The organism is Alteromonas sp. MMG017 (assembly GCF_018100795.1).
Taxonomy (GTDB): Bacteria; Pseudomonadota; Gammaproteobacteria; order Enterobacterales; family Alteromonadaceae; genus Alteromonas.
In genome coordinates this window covers 32,773-55,429 of sequence record NZ_JAGJDY010000015.1, presented here as the reverse complement: position 1 = coordinate 55,429, position 22,657 = coordinate 32,773, and the positions used below count along the sequence as shown (strand labels likewise).

Sequence of the window (22,657 nt, the reverse complement as noted above, 5' to 3'; positions counted from 1 at the left end):
TCAAAGGTGTCAAATGCCTAGTACAAAAGGAATGGTGGTCGTTGTCGACGACGATGAAGATATTCGCTTCGCGTTGTCAATGCTGCTATCGAACGAAGGGTATCAAGTTTTAGAGGCTAACGACCCAAAACAGTTGGCTCGCATTCTTGCGCAGCAGACTCCTAATCTCGTGCTGCTTGATATGAACTTCCGCAGAGATACCACCAGTGGTGGAGAAGGGCTTGAAGTCCTTGAGCTTTTAACACAGCAAAACATAGCAACCGTACTAATGACGGCATGGGGAAATATTGAGCTTGCGGTGAAAGGTATGCAGTTAGGTGCGGCTGATTTTGTAGAAAAGCCTTGGGATAACCAAAAGTTGATTGAATTGGTCAACAAACACGTATTTGCTAATCCACAATCTCCCCAAAAAAGAGCGCGTAATACTCCCGTGAAAGGGGCCACAAAAATAAGTGCGTGGATTGCACAGTCACCCGCTATGCAAGCACTGGAAGCCATGATTGAGCAAGTTGCTGATACGCAAGCTAGTGTGCTTATTTTAGGCGAAAACGGGACGGGTAAGTCGCTGCTTGCTGAGCGTATTCATCATTTATCACGTCGACATTCCGCACCTTTAGTGTCTGTTAATATGGGGGCTATACCCGAAAGCCTCTTTGAAAGTGAGCTTTTTGGACATGTTAAAGGCGCCTTTACAGATGCCAAGGAAGCCCGCAAAGGGCGCTTTGAATTAGCGCAAAACGGCACGTTATTTTTCGATGAAATTGGCGCGTTGCCTAACGCAGTTCAACCAAAGCTGCTTCGAGTGCTGGAAAGCAACGAATTTGAACCAGTGGGTTCAAGTGTAACGTACAGTGCAGATGTCAGAATAATAAGTGCAACAAACGCGAACCTAAATGACATGGTGGATAGTGGCGCGTTTCGACGTGACCTCATGTTCCGCCTAAATACGTTTGTACTGTCGCTACCACCTTTACGAGAAAGACAAGAAGATATTGTTCTATTGGCAAAAAATCTCATTGATAAATTTTCAGTTAAATATAAGAAAAAAAACTTAAAACTGAATAACGAGGTGGTGAGACTTCTAAATGATTATAGTTGGCCTGGGAACGTGCGTGAACTCAGTCACGTTATTGAGCGTGCTGTCATTCTTTGCCGGGAAAACGTTATAGAGCCATCGCATATCATGTTGACGGATAAAAAAGCGCCCCAAGAAGAGATGGATGAAGGCGTCTTGCGTTCACTAGATGATGTTGAATTTGATATGATCATTCACGCGCTAAAAAAATATCAGGGTCATATGAGTAAAGCTGCTTCTGCATTGGGGATCTCTCGTAACGCCTTGTACAGAAGGTTGGAAAAATACCAGCTGAACAAAGAGGACTTTGAGATTGAATAATGGAAGTTATTCGGTAGAGTTCAAGGTTAAAGCCGGACTGGCTGGCGTAGTTGTTATTTTTCTTGGTTTAGCGGCCTTTATTGGACTCACATTAAACTGGTCCTTACTGGCTATATTCACACTTCTTTTTTTTCTATCTTATCCGCTATGTTGGGCAGCGTGGCGAGCATGGGATTTTTGGCGTTCATCCATCATGCGGGTAACGGCTTATGTGCAAAGCATTAACATGGGAGAGTCGGGAGTAAGCTTATCTCAGCGTGGCAACTCAGTGCTTATTAGCGACTTGGTTCGTGAAATTAAACGACTACAATCAACACACTCATCAAACACAGCTTCAACGCAGATGCTCACTGTATTATTAGCGCAATTGTTTGAAGATATTCCCATTGCCATTATTGTTTTTGACGATGATTTCACGTTAATTTATGCAAACCGAGAAGCCTATGCCATTAGTGAGATAAGTTTGCTGCAAGGCATGAATGCCTCTCAGTTGGGTTTCGCTGTAAAGAATGAAAAAATCCATCATCCATCACTTTCAAAAAGTTGGCGCTCTCAGTCTAGTGCGCTTAACTACCTGCAACAATCTGCACATTTGTTTACTGCTGTGAATATCGATTCCGAATTAAAGCAAAGCGAGCAAGCCGTCCAGAAAAACCTTGTTAGAGTGCTTAGTCACGAGTTACGAAATACCCTTACGCCCATGTCGTCAATGGCCGAAACCATTCTTTCTATGCAGCAATGGGATACAGAGCAGGTACGTAAAGTGCTTACAAGGGTTAAGACACGCTCTGACGGTCTACTTAACTTCGTAGAGCGGTTTGCTGAGGTGGCAAAAATTCCAGAACCAAGTTATGAATACTTCGATTTAGCGCTCTTGATTGAGCAAACCAAAGTATTGTTAGGCAGCAATGATACGCTGAACTTTGTGGGGCAAAAAAGCGGTTACGGTGATCCTCAGTTACTGGCTCAGGTGCTTATTAATTTGATTAAAAATGCCGTTGAATCCGTTGATGGAAAAGGGGTTAACATAGAGATTCAATTTTATATAAAAGACACCCAACAACATCTTATTGTCTCTGACAATGGCACGGGCTTTTCAAACATAGAGAACGCCATTACCCCGCTTTTCACCACCAAAACCAATGGCGCTGGTATTGGTTTGACCTTCGTTGAATCGGTTTTAAGTAAGCATGGCGGTAAACTGAAACTCTCAAATAAATCGACGGGTGGGGCTCACGTCGAATTACTATGGCCCTCGAGTAGCGTAAGCAGTGTGGCTAACTAATCACAAATAATAGGGGCAAAGTACGTTTTACGTAAAATGTACTCTACCCCTTTTTTTATTTTTCTATAACTCATCTGCACCTATATATATTACCAATATAAATATTACTGATAGTGGTGTCATGTTAGTTTAGCTCACACATTGAGTTTGATTAACATAGCGAGACAACCAAAATGAATAAATCAAAACAGCTGTTTACTCTTATCAAATCAGAAGGCGAACTAGAGGTTTCTATCAAAGAGGTAGACGTTCCTGAGCCTAAGCCTCATGAAGTTATTGTTCGTATGGAAGCTTCACCTATCAACCCTTCTGATATGTGGCCCATGTTTGGCCCTGCCAGCCTCGATAAAGCCAGCTTTGATGCCAGCAAAAATGCGTTGGTTGCACCGGTGCATAATTCAATGTTGATGCGCATTAAGTCGCGCCTCGATCAAACTTTACCTATTGGTAACGAAGGTGCGGGAACGGTTGTTGGGGCAGGCGATAGCCCTGAAGCTCAGGCGTTGATGGGTAAAACGGTTTCTATTCTTACTGGCGCTGCGTACACCGAGTATGCGTGCGTTCCAGCTCAAGCATGTTTGCCACATATGGACAGCACAACGGCGCAGCAAGCAGCGTCTTCGTTTGTAAACCCGTTGACAGCATTGGGTATGGTAGAAACCATGCGTATGGAAGGGCACAAAGCCTTAGTTCATACCGCAGCGGCATCTAACTTGGGCCAAATGCTAAACAAAATCTGCTTAGAAGAAGGCGTAGATTTGGTTAACATTGTGCGTAGTCAGCAACAGGTCGATATTCTTAAAGGTTTAGGCGCTAAAATTGTGCTTGATTCTACCAGCCAGAATTTCAAAGCAGAGCTTTATCAAGCTATCGATGAGACGGGCGCTACGTTGGCGTTTGACGCCATTGGCGGCGGCGAGTTAGTCAGCGATATTCTTACCATGATGGAAGCGTCTGGCAGTAAAGATGCTAAAGGCTTCAATACCTATGGTTCAGACAGCAACAAGCAAGTGTATATCTACGGCGGCTTAGACTTCTCTCCAACTACGCTAAATCGCGCATTTGGTATGACATGGGGAATTGGTGGCTGGTTGCTAATGCGCTTCTTAGGCAAGCTAGATAAAAAGCGTGTTGGTGCACTTTATCAGAAAGTTGCTGCTGAAATTAACACTACCTTTGCGTCTTCATACACCAAAGAGTTAACCCTTGAAGAAGCGCTGCAGCCTGAAAATGTAGCGCTATACAACGCTAAGAAAACCGGCGAGAAATACCTTATTGTTCCTAATAAGTAAATAAATAACGGGGTCAGAGTTAATTAATCCAAAAAGTACTCTGCCCCCATTTTATTAAAGAAAACTGGCTATTTCGTTAAGTGATTTTTTCTGCTTGGCATGAGCTGGCACGGTGGCTTCGGCTGCGGGATAGCCAGCAATAATTAGCATATAAGCCCTTTCATTTTCTGGCCTGTTACACACTTGCGTTAAAAAGTTCATGGGCTTTGGGGTATGAGTTAACGTAGCCAAACCCGCATTGTGTAGGGCAGTGATCAGCATTCCAACCGCAATGCCTACCGATTCATGAACGTAGTAATTCTGACGCTTGTCTCCGCTTTCTGTTTCACCAGACTTCTGGCTAAATACGGCAATAAGCCAAGGTGCCAATTCCAAATAGGGTTTACTTGAGTCTGTACCTAACGGTTTAAGATCTTGTAGCCACTGCTCTGTAGCACGCCCTTCATAAAACCCACGCTCATGGGCTTCAGCTTGCTCCCTTACTTGCTGTTTCACGGAAGAAGAGTTAATTGCCGTAAAATGCCAAGGCTGGTGGTTAGCACCGCTTGGTGCAGTGCCAGCCGTTAGTAGGCAATTTTCGATAACCTTTTTGTCTACAGGCCTGTCGCTAAAATGGCGAATGCTGTGGCGACGTTGCATGGTTTGCAAGAAGTCAGCGCTGCGCGATACCATTTCATTTTCTGGATATTCAACAAAGTCATCTAGCGGTGAGTGGTCGTGTGGTTGCATTTTGTAGTCTCATTTCCAGAATTAATGGGGTCAGAATATAGTAACTAAGCACATTAACCGAATACATCAGCTGAGTACATTAGCCAGAGCGGTTTAGATGAAATTTGCGTTTCATTCGATAGCGCCGTGGCTTGACGAGCTGCCTTCATGTAGCGTTTCTTTCCATATCGTCCTTTCATATCTTCCTGTCCATAGCGTTCCTGCTCGCTTGTGTTTTGCTATAAAGGCTACGTTAATCGCAGGTAGATTGTGTGTGTGCTTTGCACTTGTAGTAGAATAGGCATAAGCAGATCATCACGTAATCATTATGGTGTGTTATTTAACCTGAACCTCAGATAAGCAACGCCTGTAAGCCAAGCTTTCCTCTCTGTTTTTATTGCCCAGCATGGATTGAAAATAGATAGCCAATAGTTCATTAATTGAAATGTTTGGTAAGAATCACTGTGTTTTGATATTTCTTATCTAAGATTTAGGTTGGTTAGCTAATTTTTGTGGTGATTTAAAGATAATACCCACCTTCTACTTTTACATATTTGGAACACCAAATGTCAGATAAATTTTTTTTTAAAGGTCGTAAAGACGCCCGTCAAACGACCCTAACATACGGTTATGAAAGAAACGCTAGCCGTATTGCAGGCAGTAAAAAATACCCGCTTAAATTAATGGTAACCAATGAAGCTAGAAAACAAGAAGTAGATGCATTAGTGGCGGAAGCTGGTTTGTATGCAGATATTACCGTTGATACAAAGGAAGGCGCGGTAGAGTCTATACAAGAATTAACAGTGTTGCTGAATAAAAAGGGGACTGTAACCGTAGAGAAAGTCCCTGCTCGTAACGACCCGTGTATTTGCGGTAGCGGTAAAAAGTATAAGAAGTGCTGCGGTTAGTAAGAATCTAAATTAATGGTGTCAGAGTACGTTATTGCTTTGCTTGAAAAGTACTCTGAACCCATCTTTGCCTTTTTTATTTGCAAGTCACACCAGAAAGCATTTCGGTTTCACCGGTTTGATTGTTGCGTAAAATGCAGTGCTTACCATCGGTCAGCAAAGTAAACGTAAACGCAGGGTTGTTGTGCCTTCCTTCAATAGGCAATCTTCGCTCATCCATATGCGCTTTGCGCTCAATGCTGACCTGCGAAGACTCAGAAAATACATCGTCGGCAAGGGTAATTTTTACCCCGCCAAACCAACTGCTTATTTTACTCTCAATTTGCTGTTTTTGCGCTAAGTTCAAGTTGCTAGCATAAGCTTCAACCAAGTCGCTTTCTTGGTTGGGCGCGGTGGTTGCGCAACCACTTGCGAAGGCAAGTGGAATGGCAACTAAACCTATTACAGCGTTAATAATGAGGGGCTTATTAAGCGCCATTATTTGCGCTCCTCAATAACAGGTTCGTTAATTTTATTGTGTAAAATTAACGTTTCTCTTTGTGTGTTGGGATTATCGATGGCTAGCAAAGTGCTTCCTTGAGCTTGAGCATTTTCCGAAGCACTCGCCGTATTTTCTTTTCTGGTCGATGCATCGGCTAAGTCTTCTACTGAAGTCACTACTGGGCAATTTCCTGTCGCAGAATATCCTATCGCTGCTGCCAACATACCTTCTTCGGGATTACCTAGTGCTGTTGTAAAGTCGTCCTCTACAGCACAACCTGGTAGTTCAAAGTCGAAGTTGGGTGAATCTGTTGGCATAAAGCCGTCGGCATAATCACCAAACCCTTTATTATTCACGCCTTGGAATTGAATAGTAAAATAGGTTTCGCCGCAGTTGTCGGTAGGGTAAAAACCATAGGGTTTGCCACAGGTAGTAGAGCCTATTTGAATCACATCTACATCTATACCCCGTAATCCATTCATTACCGCCTCACTGGCGGAGCATGTTGAGTCTGTGGTGATCACGTATACGCGAGTTAGCGACAAGCTAGGTAACAAGGTACTGGTTAATACGCCAGCATTATAGTCAATCTCATTACTGTAAAACGGCGTGGCTTGGAGTGCCGCTCCGGTTACTGGGTTCGTTGTTGTGCTCTTATCATTAAAGCGGGTGGTTTCGAAAATAGCGTTATTGGTTTGGCTTGGCCCCGCGACCATATAGGAAACCTGAGAAGCCAGTGCTAACAAGCCGCCACCGTTGTAGCGCAAGTCTATAACCAATTCGGTTATGTTCTCTTCTACAAATAAATCAAACGCATCGATAAGATCATCTTGGGCCGTGCGAATAAAGGTATTGAACTGAAAGTAGCCGGTTTTGCTAGTATCAAGATTTAGCACGCTTACGTTTTGCACTGGCGTTACATTTATATCAGCGGATGTGATATCTACCACCAGTGGGCTACCATCAATAAGTTCGAATTCGAAGCTGGTTTCAGTGCCTGCGTTGTCGGGAAACAGTGCTTCGTTAATGGCATCTACACCGCTTTGGCTGTTGTCGTTAACGAAATCGATACCATTAATTGTAATCAATGAAGCGCCGCGAGGAACATTGGCTAGCGCTGCAGGAGAGTCCGGTTCAGTAAATCGAACCACAAGCTCACGGGGCGAAGTGTTAGCAACAAACTCCCAGTCGAAGCCGTAGCCAGAAGAAACACCGGTTTGTGTGAGTTCATTGTATTCAGCGGTATCCTGAGAAAAGTGAAAGTTATCTTTTGCAGTTCCGCTAGGGGTTAATTCGTTGGTTTTTAATTGATCGAAGTAACCCAATACCGAAAAGTTATCAGGGTTGTTGTCATCAACTTCGTCGTACCAAAGGTAGGTGTCGTTGGTCCATGAACGCAACCATAGTTTTTCTTCTAATGCTGAGCCTTGTGAATCAGGGTAAGCACTACCCGTAAAAGGATCTGTGCCTGTTCTAGGTGTTTCACACTTTGCGATGAACGTTGACTGTGATTCATAAACACCAGGCTCCCAAGACGGCCCGTTGCTTACCGGTGGTGTAGGTGTTACGGGTGTGACGGTGTTGCCGCCACCCCCTCCGCCGCCACAGCCACTTAACATGGCAACAGTTACTGCAAGAGCAACACCAGTACATTTACGCGCGTTCATCAGCATAGATTTCCCTTATCTAGTCGGCCAACAAAGCGCAGGCCTTCGAATTAACTAAATACTGCCACATCAGGATAGACCTGACTACATAGGAACTTTAAATTAATGTAGGGATTCGATAGGCGCTTGATAGGGATTCCTTTATAATTGTGTGTACTAAGGAGAAAGTGAAGTGAGTGAATACGCACGATATTTCAATGGCTACCCCCAGACTGTTGTTGCGCAAGCACTTCAACTAATAGCCGACAATAAGTTAAGTAATTACCTCGTTAAAAAATACCCCAATGCGCATACTATAACGACCGATAAATTACTTTATAGTTATGCAACCGCCTTAAAAAAGCGTTACGTAAAAAATGCGCCCCCCTTTGGCCGAGCGGCATTTAAAAAGCAAGGTGATATGGTTACTAATGCCTTAGGTACGCATACCTATCGCATGCAAGGTAAAACACGTAAACATGACTTAGCCATTAACAGCGACTTATTGCACGCCCCCGAACCATTATTAAAGGCGCTTGTGGTACATGAACTTGCTCATTTCAAAGAAAAAGATCATAACAAGGGCTTTTATCAACTTTGTTGTTATATGGAGCCGGATTACCACCAGTTAGAATTAGATTTACGTTTGTTTTGTGTTGCGGTTGCTATGGGCGAAAATCCGTACAGATAAGTCGGCGAGCACATGTTTAAATTTGATGGGTAGAACGACTTTCGCTAATTATCCGTTGCGATGCACGAACTACCCAGCCTTTCCCTTATACAATCAAAAACAAGGTTGCAGCAGTGGCTGCGGCCATCGTGAAGTTAAAACGCTTTCTGCGCATGGGCGAACTAAGCCAAATTTTGATTTTTGCGCCCACGGCAGCCCATATAGAAATGCACGGAAACCCAATTAGCGCGAAAGCGATAACAATGGCAAGGCCAGATTCCACGTAGTGTTCACCAGGAATCGTGAACGTACCTACACTTGCCAGTGCCATCATCCACGCTTTAGGGTTAATTAATTGAAATAGTGCGCCCTCCCACCACTTAAGAGGCCCCTGGCGGGTGGTTTTCTTTATTTCAATTTCATCAATAGGGGCGGTCGCAATTTTAATCGCCAGCCACAATAAGTACGCAATACCCAATACTTTTAACACGGTATATAAGGCGGGAAACAAAGTGAAAAGTGCACCTACGCCTAAAAGCGTACTAACCATAAGCCCTGCAACGCCTATAACTATGCCCAACATGTGTGGAATCGACTTCTTGTAGCCATACTGTGCTCCAGATGCTAATAGCATTAAGTTGTTGGGGCCTGGCGTTACTGTGCTAACAAAAGCAAAGGTAGCGAGTGCAAAAAGTAACGAAGTTTCCATGGTTTTCCTTTCCTTTAATGTTCTATTCAAACCAATAAGCGACAGTTGAGCTGCACATATATGGGCGTTATTTAGTAACGCCACAAAATAGTACATTTAAAAATGTGTATGCATCAGAGCCAAAGGTGCTAAAAATAAGCCATACAGATGGATGGGAAAGAGGACTGTATGCTCAAATACCAATAGAACTGTATGGTAAATTCTTACCGTAAGTTAAGGTATAGTTATCTGTATGGTTGTCGTCTGTATGATTCTTATTTGTATGATTATTGTCTATATTGGGAAATTTAAATGACACTGTATGAGTCGCTTGCCTGTGAACTGAAAGCGCAAATAGATCGTGGGTTATTTGAGGAAGGAGATAAACTTCCCTCGGTAAGGCAACTGTCTAAAGAGCATCACGTTAGTATTGCTACAGTACAAGAGGCCTATCGGGTTTTAGAGTCTCAGATGTACGTTGAAGCGAAGCCTAAATCAGGCTATTTCGTTTCGTCAAATACCACATTGAATAACACGCCTAAAATGACCAAGCCGCCGCAACGGCCTATGGATGTGTCTCAGTGGGAAGATGTACTCAACATGTTGCTGAATACCTTTAACAAAGACAACGGTATTGAAACACGGTGCCAATTTCAGCACGCCATGCCCAACATGACCGCTAAAACACTAAAGCCACTCACAAAACGCTTGCATGAGTTAACGAAAAATCGGCCGCTTGATGGCATGGTGTATGGCGATGTTAAAGGCGATCATAACCTAAGAAAGCAGCTTAGCCGTCTTACCGCTGCCTCGGGTTGTAGGCTGCAGTCGGATGAATTTATTGTTACTTCAGGTTGCCAAGAAGCGTTATCAGTATGTCTTCGTGCGGTGGCCAATGCGGGTGATGTGATTGTGGTTGAATCTCCGGGTTTTTATGGTGCCATGCAAGCGATAAAAGGCGCGAATTTAAAAGCACTAGAAATACCTACCGACTCTGAAACTGGCTTGAGTTTAGATGCCCTAAAGCTGGCGCTTGATCAATGGCCAGTGAAGGCCATTCTTGTCGCCCCAACCGTCAATAATCCTCAGGGCTTTGTTATGCCCGATGATAAGAAAAAAGCGCTTTACGATATGGCTAGAGAATACGATGTTGCCATTATTGAGGATGATATTTACGGCGACATTGCCTATTCGTATCCGCGGCCAAGAACGGTTAAATCGTTTGATGAGGATGGCCGAGTATTGCTGTGTTCGTCATTTTCGAAAACCTTGGCACCAGGGTTTAGGGTAGGGTGGATAGCACCCGGAAGTTTCAGGAACAAAGTACTTCATGCAAAGTATGTTAGCAGTTCCATGTGTCCCACATTGCCTCAGTTAGCTATAGCAAGCTACATTGAACAAGGCGGTTACGATAAACACATACGGGCAATGCGACACTATTATTTAAGTGCAAGAGATGCGCTTCGCTCTGATATTAAGCGCTATTTTCCATACGATACGTGCGTGAGTTACCCACAAGGTGGCTACGTACTTTGGGTTGAACTAAATGCGAAATATGACGCGGTTAAACTGGCAGATAAAGCCAAAGAATATGGTATTTATATTGCGCCGGGGCAGCTGTTTTCAGCGACAGGGAAGTATCGAAATTGCTTACGCTTCAACTTTATTGACGGTACGCAGGAGGTTCGTACCCAAAGCATAAAATTGCTTGGCGAATTGATTGAGTCATTAACACAGTGAGCGGCAAAGCATTATGTGTTTGGTAACAAACGTACCAAACACATAATATTGGAGGGCGTAAAGTTAGTCTTTACTATCACACTCGCTTACGTCACCACCCATTTTTTTCTTCATTGCAATACAGGCTTCACGTACTTTTTCAGCGCCAGCGTCCATCATATCAGCACCTTTTTCTTTACCATCTTCATACGCATCAGAGGCCATGTCTTTGCCGTCTTCATAGGCATCTGAAGCCATATCTTTGCCGTCTTCATAAGCACTTGATGCTGAATCTTTAGTCTCGTCCCAAGCATCAACTGTTTTTTCTTTTGCTTCTTCGTAGCCTTCAGCTGTCGCGTCGCCAGCCTTCTCCATTTCCATCATGGCTTCTTTTTTGGCTTCTGCTGCTGATTCTTCGTTTGACTCAGAACAGCCTACAATAGTGAGTAATAATGCTAACGCAATTGCTTTGTTTTTCATGGTGAAACTCCTTTTGCCGAATTTAGTGCAAGTGTTAAGGTTAGTTAAAATGTTGCATTCATCTATTAGCGCTAAACCAGATTATGCTGCTAGCTTATATAACTAATATTTGATATTTCCAGTCTAGCCTAAATAATCCTCAAAGTGTAAAGAGTATTGTATGTACCTACTTACTTTTTAACTAACTAACCGGCTTGATTGATGGTTGAATTTCAATTTGTGGGTCGCAGTTAATCTTATCTACAATAAATTCCCCAGTTAGTTGTGAACGGTAGGTGTGCTGTACCCAAACATCTAGCGCCAACTCACAGGTGTTTATGCTTACCCAGCGCTTCCCCTTTTTGTATTGCATTTTATCGGTTAAGAAAAATGACACTCTGTCATTCTGCCAACTTTCCATTTCGAACCTCTGACCCCGTCCAATATATTCTTCTTCATCACCCGCTCGGCGTACATGGATCCAAGCAAATTTATAGCCTGTCTTTTCCTGCTTGTGTGCTGGTGCGGATTGATTCAGTTCTAAAATGATCTTCACGTCCGCTTCAGCAAAATTGCTTTGGGGTATTGATAATATTCCGTTTAAAAAATCTTTACCCTCATACTTGAAGAAGTAGGTTTCACCTTCTTCAGTGCCTTCGCCTCCTTTCAACGATTGCCCTAGTAAGTTGTCAGTAAAAACCGATAAATTTAAGGTGTAGCTATGAACAGTTTTATGGCAATGCTTTTTATGATGGTCCATCTGAAGCTCCTTTCAGGGTTTAAATGTCGTCTTTAGCGCGATTAACGGCGTCTGATAACTGAGGATGTAAGTACCCTTTTTTTTGCAGACCTAGCAGCACATCTTTAGCCGCACTTCGCTTAGATGACACAAGTAAAAAATAGAATTCAGTTAGTGAAGCATTCATATCTTTCGATAGTTTGTCAGTGTTCGCTGATGTGAGATGTGCGAGGGCTAAGCTTTCACGTTCTCCTCTGTCTACATCTTTTCCGGTATCCTCACCAAGAGTGCAGGAGTGATTTCTGCATTTTAAATGCAATTCCCAAAGTAGGCGTGGGGTAGACTCACTATTGAAATCTAAAGATGGCTTAGCAATATCTAGTATTACCTGTGAGTTTTCACGGTTTTCGAACCCCAATTTCACACTGTAAATTTTCTGTTTTATAGGTAGATTTTTGGTTTTGTTAAATGCAGCATAAGTGAGGTTGAGCAGTTCTGGGTCAGGTTTCTTTTCTTGTGTGTCGAAGAGTAAATGATAATCCCAATAGAAGAACATTAATGTAGCAACTTTGGTCATCCAGGCTTCATTTTCAGGTTCTTGTTTAGCCAGTTTTTGTGCCAGTACTACACCGTCGGCTATTGTTTTTTCAGCTCCTGACGTGTTGCCAATGGACATTTGAGCTTGTATCAGCAAATTAGCAGATGACAAGGTTTGATAGACAATGTTGTAGTCGTCAGGGTTTTCTAGTAGCAACTTACCCGCAAGGGTATAGGCTTCTTGTGCCACTTGCTTAGCTTCTCTAAATTCAAAAGTTTGAAAGGCGACAGCCACTAGCCCTAATAAAGAACCTCGCAGCGAAGTTTGAACTTCACTATGGTTAGGTTGCGACATTAGCATTTTGCGTTTTAACGCAATGGAATCACGGAAGCTTTGGCTGGCTTTTTGGTACTGGGAAATACGAAGCGCTAAACTACCAATATTGTGTTGAGCAGAGCTCACTTCCAGCATCCATTTGGGATTTAGCTCATCAAGCACTAACAGCTGTTGTGAGTAGTTAAGGTACTTCGTCCATTCTTCAATGGTAGTGGTATAGTTTTGTTTAAAGTAGGCGATGACGCCAATCCAATAATGAATATTTCCTTTTAAGAACAGCACTTGCTCACTAGTTTGTGCTGTACCTTGTGAAGTCGCATTTGCTGCAGCTATGCCCTCTAGTGACGTTTCTTTCGACAAGCCATAAGAAGCTTTTAGTGGCGCAGTGTCCTGTTTATTTAAAATATTTAACGCTTGAGACAACTGCTCGCTGGCATCTTCAAACTCTCCTCGGTTAATGTTTATTTCGGCTAAAAGCTTCAACGAATTGGCTTGCCTTAGCCCATCACCAGTTTCAATACCTGCGTAATAATCTAAGGTTTTTTGTCCAACGCCTTCGAGTACATCTAGCTTTCCTATGGGCTCTAACTGACTGCGTAAGTCGCCCAGCATGTAATCAACTAAGCTTTCCGCTTTGTCTCGAAGTACCTGTGCGTGGTGACTTTGTTCAACGGCTAGCTGAGTTTGATTATTGCTATAAATGGCCAGGCCCGTTGTGGCCACAGCCAATATCGCTAGCGCGGCGATGGCCGTGGTTTTATAGCGCTGCGTTTTTTTATGCTGGCCTTCAGACAGACGAATGAATAGGGTTTCCTGCGGTGTTAAGTGCAAGTGGGGTTGTTTTGCCATCCAGCGAGCGTCGTCTAACTTTCTGCCTGAGGGCAGCAACATGTCTTGAGGTTGGCCCGCATTTAACCAGCGACTGCAATCGGTATTGAGCTCCGTTCTCTTTAGTAATGCCGCACGGTTTTTTTGTGCCCAGTCGGTAATGCGATCCCAGTGTTTTAACAAGGCCTCATGGGCTACACAAACGCGCCTATTGCTTTTCACATCAAAGGGCGGAGTATTAGAAGTATATTCATTGGCTGCAATGTCAGATTCGGTAACAAATAATCGAGCATCAATAAACTGCTGAATAAAGGCTAAGTCGTTCTCATCACTGAATTGCTCAAACGGTACTTTTCTAGCAATTAAGCCGGTTTGATTAATATCGTTAACGGTTACCAACTCGTGTATTACGCTCTTCCAACTCGCTTTAGCTGTGTCGCTCATACCTTGGTAAGTACTTTCGGCTTGTTGCGCTATTGCGCCTTCTAAGCCGCCAATGTCGGCAAAGGCAGAAAACAGCAGCGTGTTTTCTTTGTCGCGGCGCTGGTAAAGCAAGTCTAGGGTGAACTCCATTAAGGGCAGTGCATCGGGGTGCCCAATCGCCGCTTCTAGCAATACCTCGTCAAGCTTTTCTCCCGTTTGTAAGTTTTCTTCAAAGCTAAGCCCTGCGGAAAGTGCCGGCAGGCGTATCATACGGGCAATATCTGTAGCATTTGGAGGTTGAAGATCGTATTGCTGGCCTTCGTCTTTAAGCCGTGCGAACCCCTCTAATTCCATGCTGTTGGCATAAAAGTCGTTTCGTAACGACACAATTAAAATAAGGCGTTGGGTTTTTACCAGCACGGTTAAAAAGCTAATTAAGCTAGCCGCGTCATCTTTTGATAAGTTTGCGTCTTGTAGCACTTGCTCAAATTGATCGATAACAATTAGATTGTTAGGGCGCGCTACTGAGTCCCTTGATGGCGCACTGTCATTTAATTCAGAATTGCTATCACTTTTTTTAAGCAATGCTTTTAAGTGAGACGGGTGTTGGCTTAGGTCATAGGCATGGGCGTCTAAATTCCAAGTATCAACCAACATGCCCATATCGTTAAGGGCCCCTAACAGCTGCCTGAATATACTACTGGCTTTGCCGCGGGTAGGGGTGATAACCGTGTAGTGCTGCACTTTTATACCCGCTAAACCTTCACTTCGGGTAATAAAGGGGATAACGCCAGCACGCAGCAATGATGATTTACCGCTACCGCTTTTCCCCATTAATAACAAGAAACTAAAGTCATCATCCATCGCTTGGTTAAGGTGATGAACCACTTCAGCAATCGCTTTGTTTCTACCAAAGAAAATAGCCGCATGCTGAGGCTGGAAAGTTTGTAATCCTAGGTAGGGTGAGCCTTGGTTCCACTGAGTGAGTTTTTGAAGGTTGCCCCACCGCTGACGCTCGTCTAATTGCACCACATTCGCAATAATGCGATAGCCACGGCGCTGAACGGTTTCTATGTATGAAGGTTGCCTTGAATTATCGCCCAGCTTCTTACGCAACATGGCAATACATTTTTGTACTGGAGCATCGCCATAAAACGTACCTTGCCAAAATTCTATAAGCAGTTGTTCGGTACTTATCACCTCGCCTGCGTGGGCTGACAGGTAGGCAAGCACGTCCATCATCTTAGGTTCAAGGTGAACAGATGTGTTGTTACGAGACAGGGAGTTCAGCGATGTGTTGACTTCCCAGTCACCAAGTTGAAAGGTTTCGCTCATGTCTACAGATATCCCATATCCAAGACAGACTGAACTCCAACCCCTTGATGGTTCTTCTTTTTGGGTCATCAATTTGCCATGTATAAGTCTAAACCGAGCGGGTGAGTTTGCAAGACTATTCATCGATTCTAAGGTTTTAAGTAGGTTGAGCCCTGCCGCAAAAAACTCTGCGGCAGAAGCCAATACGCCATGATTAATCCAGTTGGGCTACTTCGATGCTATTGTTTGTGGGAACGTCTAAGTGATTCAGAATAACGAAGTCGTAGGCGGTGTAACCGCGTTTAATAGACGTATTACATCGGGCAAGCGTTAGGGTACTTCTGCCTTGCGGTGATGTTAGGCATTTTCCACTACGTTGATTTTTAATCTTGCCAGAGCTTGTTATTGTCCAAGTATCGTAACTATCTATGCGGCAGTTTTCATAAGTTAACACATTGGTGCCCTTACGATTATGGCCGTAAGTCGACAAGCACTTAGTTTCATCGCTGTTATAAATAACCATTTGCTGCGGCGCATCTAGATTGTTACTCACCACACCCACTTTGTTCAATTCGTTGAAATTTGCTGCCTGAACGGCAGTGAATAAGAGTACTGCAGGGACTAGGCTAAAGGCTGCTTTTCTAATGACGTTTTTCATTATCGTTTCCTTTTTCTATAAATTTCGATAGTAAATTTAGGGTCTAAGTTAATTTTTTAAGGCCATTAAACTGCGATCATCAGTGGCGGTAAGTGTGATGCCAAACAACTTAAATGAGGTAAGTCGTTCACGCTTCCCAACGAAATCTAATAAGGTTATTTCGTTTTTGTGATTGGCCCACGCAATATGGGTGAAATCATCGGCTGACATGGGCAAGGCATAGCTGTGTTTATGTAACGGTGAATAAACGCGAGGGCGAGTTTCTGTTTGGTTGTGCGATATAAACAACAACCAATTTCCTGCGTTTGACCATTGGGGGGAGTATTTGCTTTTTGATGCTGTACTTGGCATCGACTCAATAAGGCGGAGCGTGGCAAGCTGTGTATCATATAACCACAGGTGCTGGTTATGCGTCGTAAAGGTAAGATAGCGATTGTCATTCGACCAACTAAACTCACTAGCTTGCTGAACACGAGGAAGGTGAACTTCACGTTTAGACGTACTGGTTCCCATCTCTATAACCAGAGTTTCTGGCTCACTCATATAGGCAACATAGCCATTGCTTTTATTGGCAGCATAGTGATTATCTGTATGTGTAACTGCGCTTACCCAGGTAGAAAATACCAAGATTATTGCGCAACAACCTAGCATTAACGGTTTCATGTTCATTCCTTAAAGTAGGGTGGAAAAGACCAATCCTTCTTGTCGCGACATCAACCCGCGCTTTTAAAGCGATTGGTGTTGGAATGAGTATTGCCGGTTACCAAGAAAAAGAACTTACGGAAACTTAACGGTTTGAAAATACTTCATGAAGTCAAACTTACGGGGTGGGAAAGCTATTATATTCAGTGGTATAAGAGTATTTTTTAGCAAACTACTTAAACGTTAAATAGTTTGGTGTATTCCTGTTTTGCAGCCATACGACTAAGTGTTAGGGTTGCTGAGCGTAATATAATAAGAAATTAAAGGGAATTTGATGAGTAAAATATGGTTGGTTCTGCTTGGTACGCCGTTTCTGATTGCTGCCTTAATAGTAAATTTTCTATTTAGCAGTGAGGACATTCCATTAGCGCAGAAAGCGGAAAATACAGCCATGTCTGGTAATCATGCCACGGCAGAAAGAATCTATGATGAGATGTTGCTCTCGGACCCATTAAACATAGCGCTCCACAGAGATAAAATTCGTAGCCATTTCAATATCCCAGAAAAAACGGGTAGAAGTTCGTATCGGGATGACAAAACAATAAAAGAGAATTACAAAGATTTATCTCAATCAGCTAGAAGGGAAAAATCTGATATTGGTTTTTATGGTTTGGGATACATTGAAATCATGGATGGAAATTCGGATAGAGCCTTAGATTTCTATCAATTAGTTAGGGATCCAGAGTTACCTTATTTGAATAACTCCATAGGCTACATTTATTTAGAGCAAGAGCGCTATCTTGAAGCAGAGAAATACTTTTTAAGAGAGCTTGACGCCAACGCCAATATATCAGGTGCCTATTCAAATTTAGCTAATGTTTATAAGGCTACTCAGAATGACGCTAAATTAACTAGGTTATTAAGCAATGAAGAAGTTATTGGGTATGTTTCTGAAAGGCTTCTAAGGCATCACATGCTAGGTCAGGGCGATTTTGAGACATACAGCCATCATGCCTTCAAACTAGGTGATTACACAACATCAGGCGTGGTGGGGGCTGCATTAATTCTAATCGTTTGGGTGATTTTCTTGTTGTGGATAGACGTTTATGAAACTGAAAAAATTAGGCATATCCTTTTTGCACTGGTGATAGGTTGTGGTTTCTCTATGTTAGCCACACCCTTATACGATTTATATTTTGTTTGGCTTGGATGGGAGCTCAACGGAAACTACATTAACGATCTGCTGTACTGTATATTTGCTATCGGCGTAATAGAGGAAGCCGTAAAAATTATACCCTTTCTAATCTTGTTAAGATTCAAAAGTATTATCAACGAATCAATGGATTACATAGTATACGCATCAGTCTGCGGGTTGAGCTTTGCTTTTATGGAAAACATAATGTACTTCCATGAAGGTGGCTTAGATAATGTTTTGAGCCGATCTGTTTCTGCTACCGTCCTTCATATGACATTAACTTCTTTTGTTGCTTACGGTTTAATGTACGCTAAATATCAGGCCAAAAGTGGTGCGCTAGTTTATTTCATCTTCGCATTTTTCGCAGCTTGCGTAGTGCATGGGCTATATGATTTTTGGATAATATCTGATGGGTGGGTTGGTCATTTTAAGATCTTTTCGGTTGCAATTCTGTTTTACGCAGTGCATCGGTATGCGCTAGCTATCACCAATGCATTAAACGCTTCAGAGTTCAGTATTGGTAGGGGACAGTTGGTGCGTAGTGCAGAATTTCTCGGTGCTGCCATGACGATCATCGCCGCATACCAATACACCATAATTGGTTACAAGTTTGGTGCTGAAAACGCAAACTTAAACTTATTTTCAATGCTAATAGGTTCGGCCTTTTTAGCATTTATCCTTGTAACAGTGCTTGGAAATATCAGGGTAACCAACGGAAGATGGGTAAGCATACTCAAATTTTGGTAAGTAAAATAAAGTATAATTAACGGAAGTATTCGATTTTTGTTTAAGTTTAGCGCCTGTAAACGCTAAACCTTAAGATGGATCCCATAGATGAAAAAGCTTTCTAAAGTGCAAATTAAACAACAAGCACTTGTCCTTGACGTTGCGAACATGCTTGAAGCGCAAGGGCGCGCTGAAATTCCTGGCATGCTGCAATGCTGGTTTGATATGAAATACGAGCTATTCCCAAGCTCTTTACTACTGCGCTTTCAGTTTGAAAATGAGCAAGCCCTAGCAGCTGCAGAACCGGAATTATTAAAATGGCGAAAGCGCTTAAGCGCCGCAATGGTCAAGAAAGGCGTTATTTTGAAAGATATGCGCAGGCACTTGGTGTTTACCCTAGAAGGGCCTGATGATTAAATCAGGCCTTAAACTGGGCTTAAATGTCACTGCTGCTTAGGCTGGAATAATTTTATTTGAAATCAACCAATCCTTGGTAACATCGTCTAACGCTTTGTTATTTCTAGATACGTGGTAATCAAGCTGGGCAATAACATCATTGTTGAAACGCAAAGCATTTAGCGCATTTAATTGTGCTTTGGTAAATAACTGCTTTTTGTCGTCACGAATTAAAAGCACGGCACGATCAACAACACCTAATAGCCCTTTGGGCTCTTTAATTTCTCTAATCTTATGTTTGAAGTGCAAAAACTGAGGCTTCCAAAGCGGAACAACAAACCAATCTTCTCTTTCAACCTGTTTTTCAAACGCAGTAAAACAGTCCTCTTCAGTGCCAGTATGGAATTTATAACCCGCGTTATTTAGACCATATTTTTCCATCATTTTAATTGAAAACCGAGTGATACCCGCACCAGGATTTATTCCCTGAATATTAGCGTTCATTTTTTCAATGACAGAAGGTTTTAGTAAATCCGCAACTTCAGATACTGCAGATTCAGGAATATAATCCGGCACTCCCCACAAGGCATAAGGTTCATAATGCAAACCGAGCTCTGTTAGTGAAATTACTTCCTCAACATTAGCCTTGTATACACCATGACTAGACGGCAACCAAGCAGACGCGAGTAGGTCTACTTCACCAGATTTGAGCTTTTCAAAGTTACTTTCATGAGGAGAATAGATTCTTTGTACATCAAATCCCATATCGCTGAGCACATTCGATACTAGCGACGCCGCTACATGGTGAAACGATAGGTTAGTAACACCTATCTTGATTAAATTTTTCATAACGTACCCTGATTTACTTTCATCATTTCATCAACGGTAAATTGCTCAAAGGCACCTTTTGTCGCGGCAACGAATGCCGTTAAATGCTTACTCTCATTATGTGCTTGCCACAGTTCTCGGGTTTCCCATATTTCGTAAACCATAAAATGCGCTTCGTTTTCTAAGCCTTGGTGAAGGTCATAGGTGATACAGCCTTCTTCGGGTAAAGTCATTTCAACAAGTTTTATCAGCTCAGATTTTACAACATTAATGTTGTCTTTCTTTGCAGTGATATTGGCAACAATCGTTAATGTATTCATGAAACGTTCCTTAACTGTGTGGCATTTGGGGGAGTTATTAGAGAATAAATGAAAAAATGAGAGTGAAATGGGTGCATTGCACCCATTCAAAATAGTTTTTAAGGCTGGTAGCTAAAACGATAAAGTGTGTAAGGTGGTTTAGCGTTTCCTAAACCTTGGCTAAATGCAGGATGTTGATGCAGTTGATCTTGGGTTACGTAAATATAACCGTTGCTTACCGCTAAGCTATCAGGCCATGAAAGACGTTTATCTTGAATCAGTATTTCGTAATTCCCCTTCGTGGTTAATCCCACCGCATTATGCTCTAAATCTGTGGCTAAAATGCCGCCGCCAGGTGCATAAGCAATACCATCGCTAGGGTTTTTAGGGCCATAAACTTCAATGCTTTGTGCTAGTTTTTTGTCTGAGTTTTTTGTGTTGCTAATGGCTGATGTCGGAATTCTGTAAACTTTTGTGCCAGTAAATGCACCAAAATATAACCACTCGTTTTTATCATCAATGGCAATTGGGTTTAAACCAAAGCGTAATGCGTTAGTTTCACCTTCTGGTGTTTTCGACGCCAATAAAGAAGCTTCAATCACTATGTCTTGGTCTTCAGGCATTAATTGTGCTGCACTTTCCAGTACACGCTTTGACTTGCCAGATTTCAGGTCGACAACGATAATGGCAGGCTTAGTAGCCCCTGCAAAGTTACCGAACGTCATATCGGCAATATAAATTTTGCCGTGTTTTTCATCAATAGAGAAATCTTGGATGAATGAATTTGGTTGAAGCGATGATTTTGCCAATGTAATCGTTGTGTGAAGCTTATGATTTACGCTGTCCCACGCGACTATTTGAGCTGGCGATGTTTCGCTACCCATATCAAGGATCCATACTACGCCTTGACTATCGCTGTGAACGCCAATAACAGATGTTAGTCCTACTTCACCAGTTTCTGAGCCATCCGCCCAATCAGTGGTAGGGAAAGGTTGCTTTGAGCCATTTGCCATCACTTCAATCACTTTCACTTTAGGGTTATCTAGCGGATGCATGCTGATAATAGTACGACCACTTGGCGTAATAGTAATACCACCACCACGATATTCAGTAAACTGAGTAACAGGCTCTAGCGGGCCCACTTCTGCTGCATTTACCAGCGCGCCTACAACACTTGATAAGCCAATAGCAGCAGTAATAAGAGATGCTTTAAATAGTTTCATTGTCTTTCCTGTAATGGAGTAATAATTCAAAAAGCCCAAATGACACCATTAAAGTCTGCTGTGTATTTGCACTGGTTTGGTGTTGTTTATTTCGAGGGGTATAGAATAGAGGTTAATTGCCAAGTTAAAAACAGTGTTTAATTTGAATGATTATCAAATTTTATTTGATAATTAATGTGAAGAGGAAACTACTGATCGTTAAAGCATCTTCATAACCAGTCACTCTGATGTTTGATCAATATCAATTTACGCTTTTTAGGTATCCGCTATATTAAAGATTCTATAGTCACTACGCTGAGCATCATTGAATGGAATTTAAAGATTATTATCAAATCCTTGGTGTTAAAGAAGATGCTGATTTAAAAGAAATAAAAAAAGCATATCGTAAGCTTGCTTTAAAGCTGCACCCAGATATGCAACCTGACAGTAATTCCGATGAAGAATTCAAAGAGTTAGTCGAAGCTTATGAGGTACTTAAAGACCCACAACGCAGAGCTGAATATGACGAATTGAAAAAATATGGTGCTGCCCCACACGATAATTTTCAACCGCCACCAGGCTGGCAAAGTAACAATGATTTCAATGGTGCTCACACCGGCGGCGACTTTTCCGACTTTTTTAATTCAGTATTTGGCGGTGGGTTCAACCAGGGGCCGCGTAGCCATCATTCAGACGACTTTTCAGGGTTTAACAATCACGGGCAAGATGCTGAGATTGAAGTTCCAGTATTCCTCGAAGATTTGTTTTCAGAAGCGCCCAAAACCATTCAGTTTTCGATGCCAATGCTAGAAGATGGAGAGGTTAAACACGTCAATAAAACTCTCAAAGTTAAAATACCTACCGGCGTGGTTGACTCAGAGCGGATCAGGCTAAAAGGTCAAGGCGGCAAAGGGCAGGGGCAGGGTAGAAACGGCGATCTATATTTACACATTCGTTTAGTGCCGCATCCACTGTTCGATGTAGAAGAACACAACCTCGTCATTACAGTGCCGATATTGCCGTGGGAAGCCGTACTTGGATGTAAAGTTGAGGTACCTACCTTGGCAGGTAAGATTAATCTGAATATAAAGCCAAATAGTCAAACTGGTCAAAAACTGCGAGTGAAGGGTAAAGGGCTTAAAATGAAAACGGGCCTTGGTGATATGATTGCTGTTTTAAAAATCGTTGCTCCAGATAAAACGACTGACGAAGACAAGGCTTTGTGGCAACAACTAGCGCAATTAGAGCACGATGATCCTCGCGCGCACTGGAGTAAGTAAA

The 22,657-nt window shown here is 42.6% G+C and carries 22 protein-coding genes; 9 read left to right on the top strand and 13 right to left on the bottom strand.

Going from position 1 to position 22,657, the window contains the following annotated elements; genetic code table 11:
* Positions 1-13 precede the first annotated feature (13 nt).
* The 3 genes from J8L84_RS18760 to J8L84_RS18750 all read left to right on the top strand — a co-directional run bounded on the left by J8L84_RS18760 (position 14) and on the right by J8L84_RS18750 (position 3,973).
* Positions 14-1,396, top strand: a complete 1,383-nt coding sequence (locus J8L84_RS18760; RefSeq protein WP_247670880.1) for a sigma-54 dependent transcriptional regulator — start codon at positions 14-16, stop codon at positions 1,394-1,396.
* Complete coding sequence (locus J8L84_RS18755) at positions 1,389-2,681, top strand: ATP-binding protein (RefSeq protein WP_211072019.1); 1,293 nt, start codon at positions 1,389-1,391, stop codon at positions 2,679-2,681. Before J8L84_RS18760 ends, J8L84_RS18755 begins: the two co-directional genes overlap by 8 nt.
* A 173-nt stretch (positions 2,682-2,854) precedes the next feature.
* Positions 2,855-3,973, top strand: a complete 1,119-nt coding sequence (locus tag J8L84_RS18750; RefSeq protein ID WP_211072018.1) for a zinc-binding dehydrogenase — start codon at positions 2,855-2,857, stop codon at positions 3,971-3,973.
* A 54-nt stretch (positions 3,974-4,027) separates the two neighbouring features.
* Here J8L84_RS18750 and J8L84_RS18745 read toward each other — a convergent pair whose 3' ends face one another.
* Positions 4,028-4,702 carry a nitroreductase family protein gene (locus J8L84_RS18745; RefSeq protein ID WP_211072017.1) on the bottom strand — a complete coding sequence of 225 codons (675 nt, stop codon included), beginning with the start codon at positions 4,700-4,702 and terminating at the stop codon, positions 4,028-4,030.
* Positions 4,703-4,755: 53 nt separating this feature from the next.
* Entirely contained in the window at positions 4,756-4,881 is a 126-nt protein-coding gene (locus tag J8L84_RS20605) for a hypothetical protein (protein WP_282100459.1), read from the bottom strand.
* A 366-nt stretch (positions 4,882-5,247) separates the two neighbouring features.
* Here J8L84_RS20605 and J8L84_RS18740 point away from each other — a divergent pair, with 366 nt between their 5' ends.
* Positions 5,248-5,589, top strand: coding sequence for a PBPRA1643 family SWIM/SEC-C metal-binding motif protein (locus tag J8L84_RS18740; protein ID WP_211072016.1), 342 nt, complete (start codon positions 5,248-5,250; stop codon positions 5,587-5,589).
* Between the two features lie 76 nt (positions 5,590-5,665).
* Here J8L84_RS18740 and J8L84_RS18735 read toward each other — a convergent pair whose 3' ends face one another.
* Positions 5,666-6,067 carry a hypothetical protein gene (locus J8L84_RS18735; RefSeq protein WP_211072015.1) on the bottom strand — a complete coding sequence of 134 codons (402 nt, stop codon included), beginning with the start codon at positions 6,065-6,067 and terminating at the stop codon, positions 5,666-5,668.
* Positions 6,067-7,737: a S41 family peptidase gene (locus tag J8L84_RS18730; protein ID WP_211072014.1), complete on the bottom strand. Its 1,671-nt coding sequence runs from the start codon at positions 7,735-7,737 to the stop codon at positions 6,067-6,069. Before J8L84_RS18730 ends, J8L84_RS18735 begins: the two co-directional genes overlap by 1 nt.
* Before the next feature lie 172 nt (positions 7,738-7,909).
* Between J8L84_RS18730 and J8L84_RS18725 the strand changes: the two genes are divergently transcribed.
* On the top strand, positions 7,910-8,407 hold the full coding sequence (locus J8L84_RS18725; RefSeq protein WP_211072013.1) for a YgjP-like metallopeptidase domain-containing protein: 498 nt from the start codon (positions 7,910-7,912) through the stop codon (positions 8,405-8,407).
* An 85-nt stretch (positions 8,408-8,492) separates the two neighbouring features.
* Here the strand turns inward: J8L84_RS18725 and J8L84_RS18720 are convergent, their stop codons facing one another.
* Positions 8,493-9,095 carry a LysE family translocator gene (locus J8L84_RS18720; RefSeq protein ID WP_211072012.1) on the bottom strand — a complete coding sequence of 201 codons (603 nt, stop codon included), beginning with the start codon at positions 9,093-9,095 and terminating at the stop codon, positions 8,493-8,495.
* Positions 9,096-9,386: 291 nt separating this feature from the next.
* Here J8L84_RS18720 and J8L84_RS18715 point away from each other — a divergent pair, with 291 nt between their 5' ends.
* A complete protein-coding gene (locus J8L84_RS18715) occupies positions 9,387-10,814 on the top strand; it encodes a PLP-dependent aminotransferase family protein (protein ID WP_211072011.1) in 1,428 nt (475 codons plus the stop codon).
* Positions 10,815-10,877: 63 nt separating this feature from the next.
* On the opposite strand, the gene J8L84_RS18710 is transcribed toward J8L84_RS18715, so the two are convergent.
* The 5 genes from J8L84_RS18710 to J8L84_RS18690 all read right to left on the bottom strand — a co-directional run bounded on the left by J8L84_RS18710 (position 10,878) and on the right by J8L84_RS18690 (position 16,751).
* The gene (locus J8L84_RS18710) at positions 10,878-11,273 is read right to left on the bottom strand and encodes a hypothetical protein (protein ID WP_211072010.1); all 396 of its coding nucleotides are present in this window, start codon (positions 11,271-11,273) and stop codon (positions 10,878-10,880) included.
* A 181-nt stretch (positions 11,274-11,454) separates the two neighbouring features.
* The gene (locus tag J8L84_RS18705; RefSeq protein WP_211072009.1) at positions 11,455-12,012 is read right to left on the bottom strand and encodes a hypothetical protein; all 558 of its coding nucleotides are present in this window, start codon (positions 12,010-12,012) and stop codon (positions 11,455-11,457) included.
* A gap of 19 nt (positions 12,013-12,031) precedes the next feature.
* Entirely contained in the window at positions 12,032-15,451 is a 3,420-nt protein-coding gene (locus J8L84_RS18700; RefSeq protein ID WP_211072008.1) for a winged helix-turn-helix domain-containing protein, read from the bottom strand.
* 193 nt (positions 15,452-15,644) lie between these two features.
* A complete protein-coding gene (locus tag J8L84_RS18695; protein ID WP_211072007.1) occupies positions 15,645-16,088 on the bottom strand; it encodes a ricin-type beta-trefoil lectin domain protein in 444 nt (147 codons plus the stop codon).
* 48 nt (positions 16,089-16,136) lie between these two features.
* Positions 16,137-16,751: a hypothetical protein gene (locus tag J8L84_RS18690; RefSeq protein WP_211072006.1), complete on the bottom strand. Its 615-nt coding sequence runs from the start codon at positions 16,749-16,751 to the stop codon at positions 16,137-16,139.
* Positions 16,752-17,064: 313 nt separating this feature from the next.
* On the opposite strand from J8L84_RS18690, the gene J8L84_RS18685 reads away from it, so the two are divergent.
* Positions 17,065-18,672, top strand: a complete 1,608-nt coding sequence (locus J8L84_RS18685) for a PrsW family intramembrane metalloprotease (RefSeq protein ID WP_211072005.1) — start codon at positions 17,065-17,067, stop codon at positions 18,670-18,672.
* A gap of 87 nt (positions 18,673-18,759) precedes the next feature.
* Entirely contained in the window at positions 18,760-19,068 is a 309-nt protein-coding gene (locus J8L84_RS18680; protein WP_211072004.1) for a hypothetical protein, read from the top strand.
* A 36-nt stretch (positions 19,069-19,104) separates the two neighbouring features.
* Here J8L84_RS18680 and J8L84_RS18675 read toward each other — a convergent pair whose 3' ends face one another.
* The 3 genes from J8L84_RS18675 to J8L84_RS18665 form a co-directional block, all read right to left on the bottom strand.
* Positions 19,105-19,896 (bottom strand): glycine betaine ABC transporter substrate-binding protein, encoded by a 792-nt coding sequence (locus J8L84_RS18675; RefSeq protein ID WP_211072003.1) that lies wholly within the window; start codon positions 19,894-19,896, stop codon positions 19,105-19,107.
* On the bottom strand, positions 19,893-20,195 hold the full coding sequence (locus J8L84_RS18670) for a putative quinol monooxygenase (protein ID WP_211072002.1): 303 nt from the start codon (positions 20,193-20,195) through the stop codon (positions 19,893-19,895). Before J8L84_RS18670 ends, J8L84_RS18675 begins: the two co-directional genes overlap by 4 nt.
* Before the next feature lie 98 nt (positions 20,196-20,293).
* Positions 20,294-21,397: an L-dopachrome tautomerase-related protein gene (locus J8L84_RS18665; protein WP_211072001.1), complete on the bottom strand. Its 1,104-nt coding sequence runs from the start codon at positions 21,395-21,397 to the stop codon at positions 20,294-20,296.
* A 308-nt stretch (positions 21,398-21,705) separates the two neighbouring features.
* Between J8L84_RS18665 and J8L84_RS18660 the strand changes: the two genes are divergently transcribed.
* On the top strand, positions 21,706-22,656 hold the full coding sequence (locus J8L84_RS18660) for a DnaJ C-terminal domain-containing protein (RefSeq protein WP_211072000.1): 951 nt from the start codon (positions 21,706-21,708) through the stop codon (positions 22,654-22,656).
* Position 22,657: the final 1 nt, after the last annotated feature.

Bases quoted from the DNA above. Each gene is read 5' to 3' on its own strand.
- J8L84_RS18665 (WP_211072001.1), bottom strand. From the start codon at position 21,397: ATGAAACTATTTAAAGCATCTCTTATTACTGCTGCTATTGGCTTATCA.
- J8L84_RS18740 (WP_211072016.1), top strand. From the start codon at position 5,248: ATGTCAGATAAATTTTTTTTTAAAGGTCGTAAAGACGCCCGTCAAACG.
- J8L84_RS18690 (WP_211072006.1), bottom strand. From the start codon at position 16,751: ATGAAACCGTTAATGCTAGGTTGTTGCGCAATAATCTTGGTATTTTCT.
- J8L84_RS18670 (WP_211072002.1), bottom strand. From the start codon at position 20,195: ATGAATACATTAACGATTGTTGCCAATATCACTGCAAAGAAAGACAAC.
- J8L84_RS18660 (WP_211072000.1), top strand. From the start codon at position 21,706: ATGGAATTTAAAGATTATTATCAAATCCTTGGTGTTAAAGAAGATGCT.
- J8L84_RS18760 (WP_247670880.1), top strand. From the start codon at position 14: ATGCCTAGTACAAAAGGAATGGTGGTCGTTGTCGACGACGATGAAGAT.
- J8L84_RS18730 (WP_211072014.1), bottom strand. From the start codon at position 7,737: ATGAACGCGCGTAAATGTACTGGTGTTGCTCTTGCAGTAACTGTTGCC.
- J8L84_RS18675 (WP_211072003.1), bottom strand. From the start codon at position 19,896: ATGAAAAATTTAATCAAGATAGGTGTTACTAACCTATCGTTTCACCAT.
- J8L84_RS18695 (WP_211072007.1), bottom strand. From the start codon at position 16,088: ATGAAAAACGTCATTAGAAAAGCAGCCTTTAGCCTAGTCCCTGCAGTA.
- J8L84_RS18680 (WP_211072004.1), top strand. From the start codon at position 18,760: ATGAAAAAGCTTTCTAAAGTGCAAATTAAACAACAAGCACTTGTCCTT.
- J8L84_RS18750 (WP_211072018.1), top strand. From the start codon at position 2,855: ATGAATAAATCAAAACAGCTGTTTACTCTTATCAAATCAGAAGGCGAA.
- J8L84_RS18745 (WP_211072017.1), bottom strand. From the start codon at position 4,702: ATGCAACCACACGACCACTCACCGCTAGATGACTTTGTTGAATATCCA.
- J8L84_RS20605 (WP_282100459.1), bottom strand. From the start codon at position 4,881: ATGAAAGGACGATATGGAAAGAAACGCTACATGAAGGCAGCTCGTCAA.
- J8L84_RS18700 (WP_211072008.1), bottom strand. From the start codon at position 15,451: ATGAGCGAAACCTTTCAACTTGGTGACTGGGAAGTCAACACATCGCTG.
- J8L84_RS18710 (WP_211072010.1), bottom strand. From the start codon at position 11,273: ATGAAAAACAAAGCAATTGCGTTAGCATTATTACTCACTATTGTAGGC.
- J8L84_RS18715 (WP_211072011.1), top strand. From the start codon at position 9,387: ATGACACTGTATGAGTCGCTTGCCTGTGAACTGAAAGCGCAAATAGAT.
- J8L84_RS18685 (WP_211072005.1), top strand. From the start codon at position 17,065: ATGAGTAAAATATGGTTGGTTCTGCTTGGTACGCCGTTTCTGATTGCT.
- J8L84_RS18705 (WP_211072009.1), bottom strand. From the start codon at position 12,012: ATGGACCATCATAAAAAGCATTGCCATAAAACTGTTCATAGCTACACC.
- J8L84_RS18720 (WP_211072012.1), bottom strand. From the start codon at position 9,095: ATGGAAACTTCGTTACTTTTTGCACTCGCTACCTTTGCTTTTGTTAGC.
- J8L84_RS18735 (WP_211072015.1), bottom strand. From the start codon at position 6,067: ATGGCGCTTAATAAGCCCCTCATTATTAACGCTGTAATAGGTTTAGTT.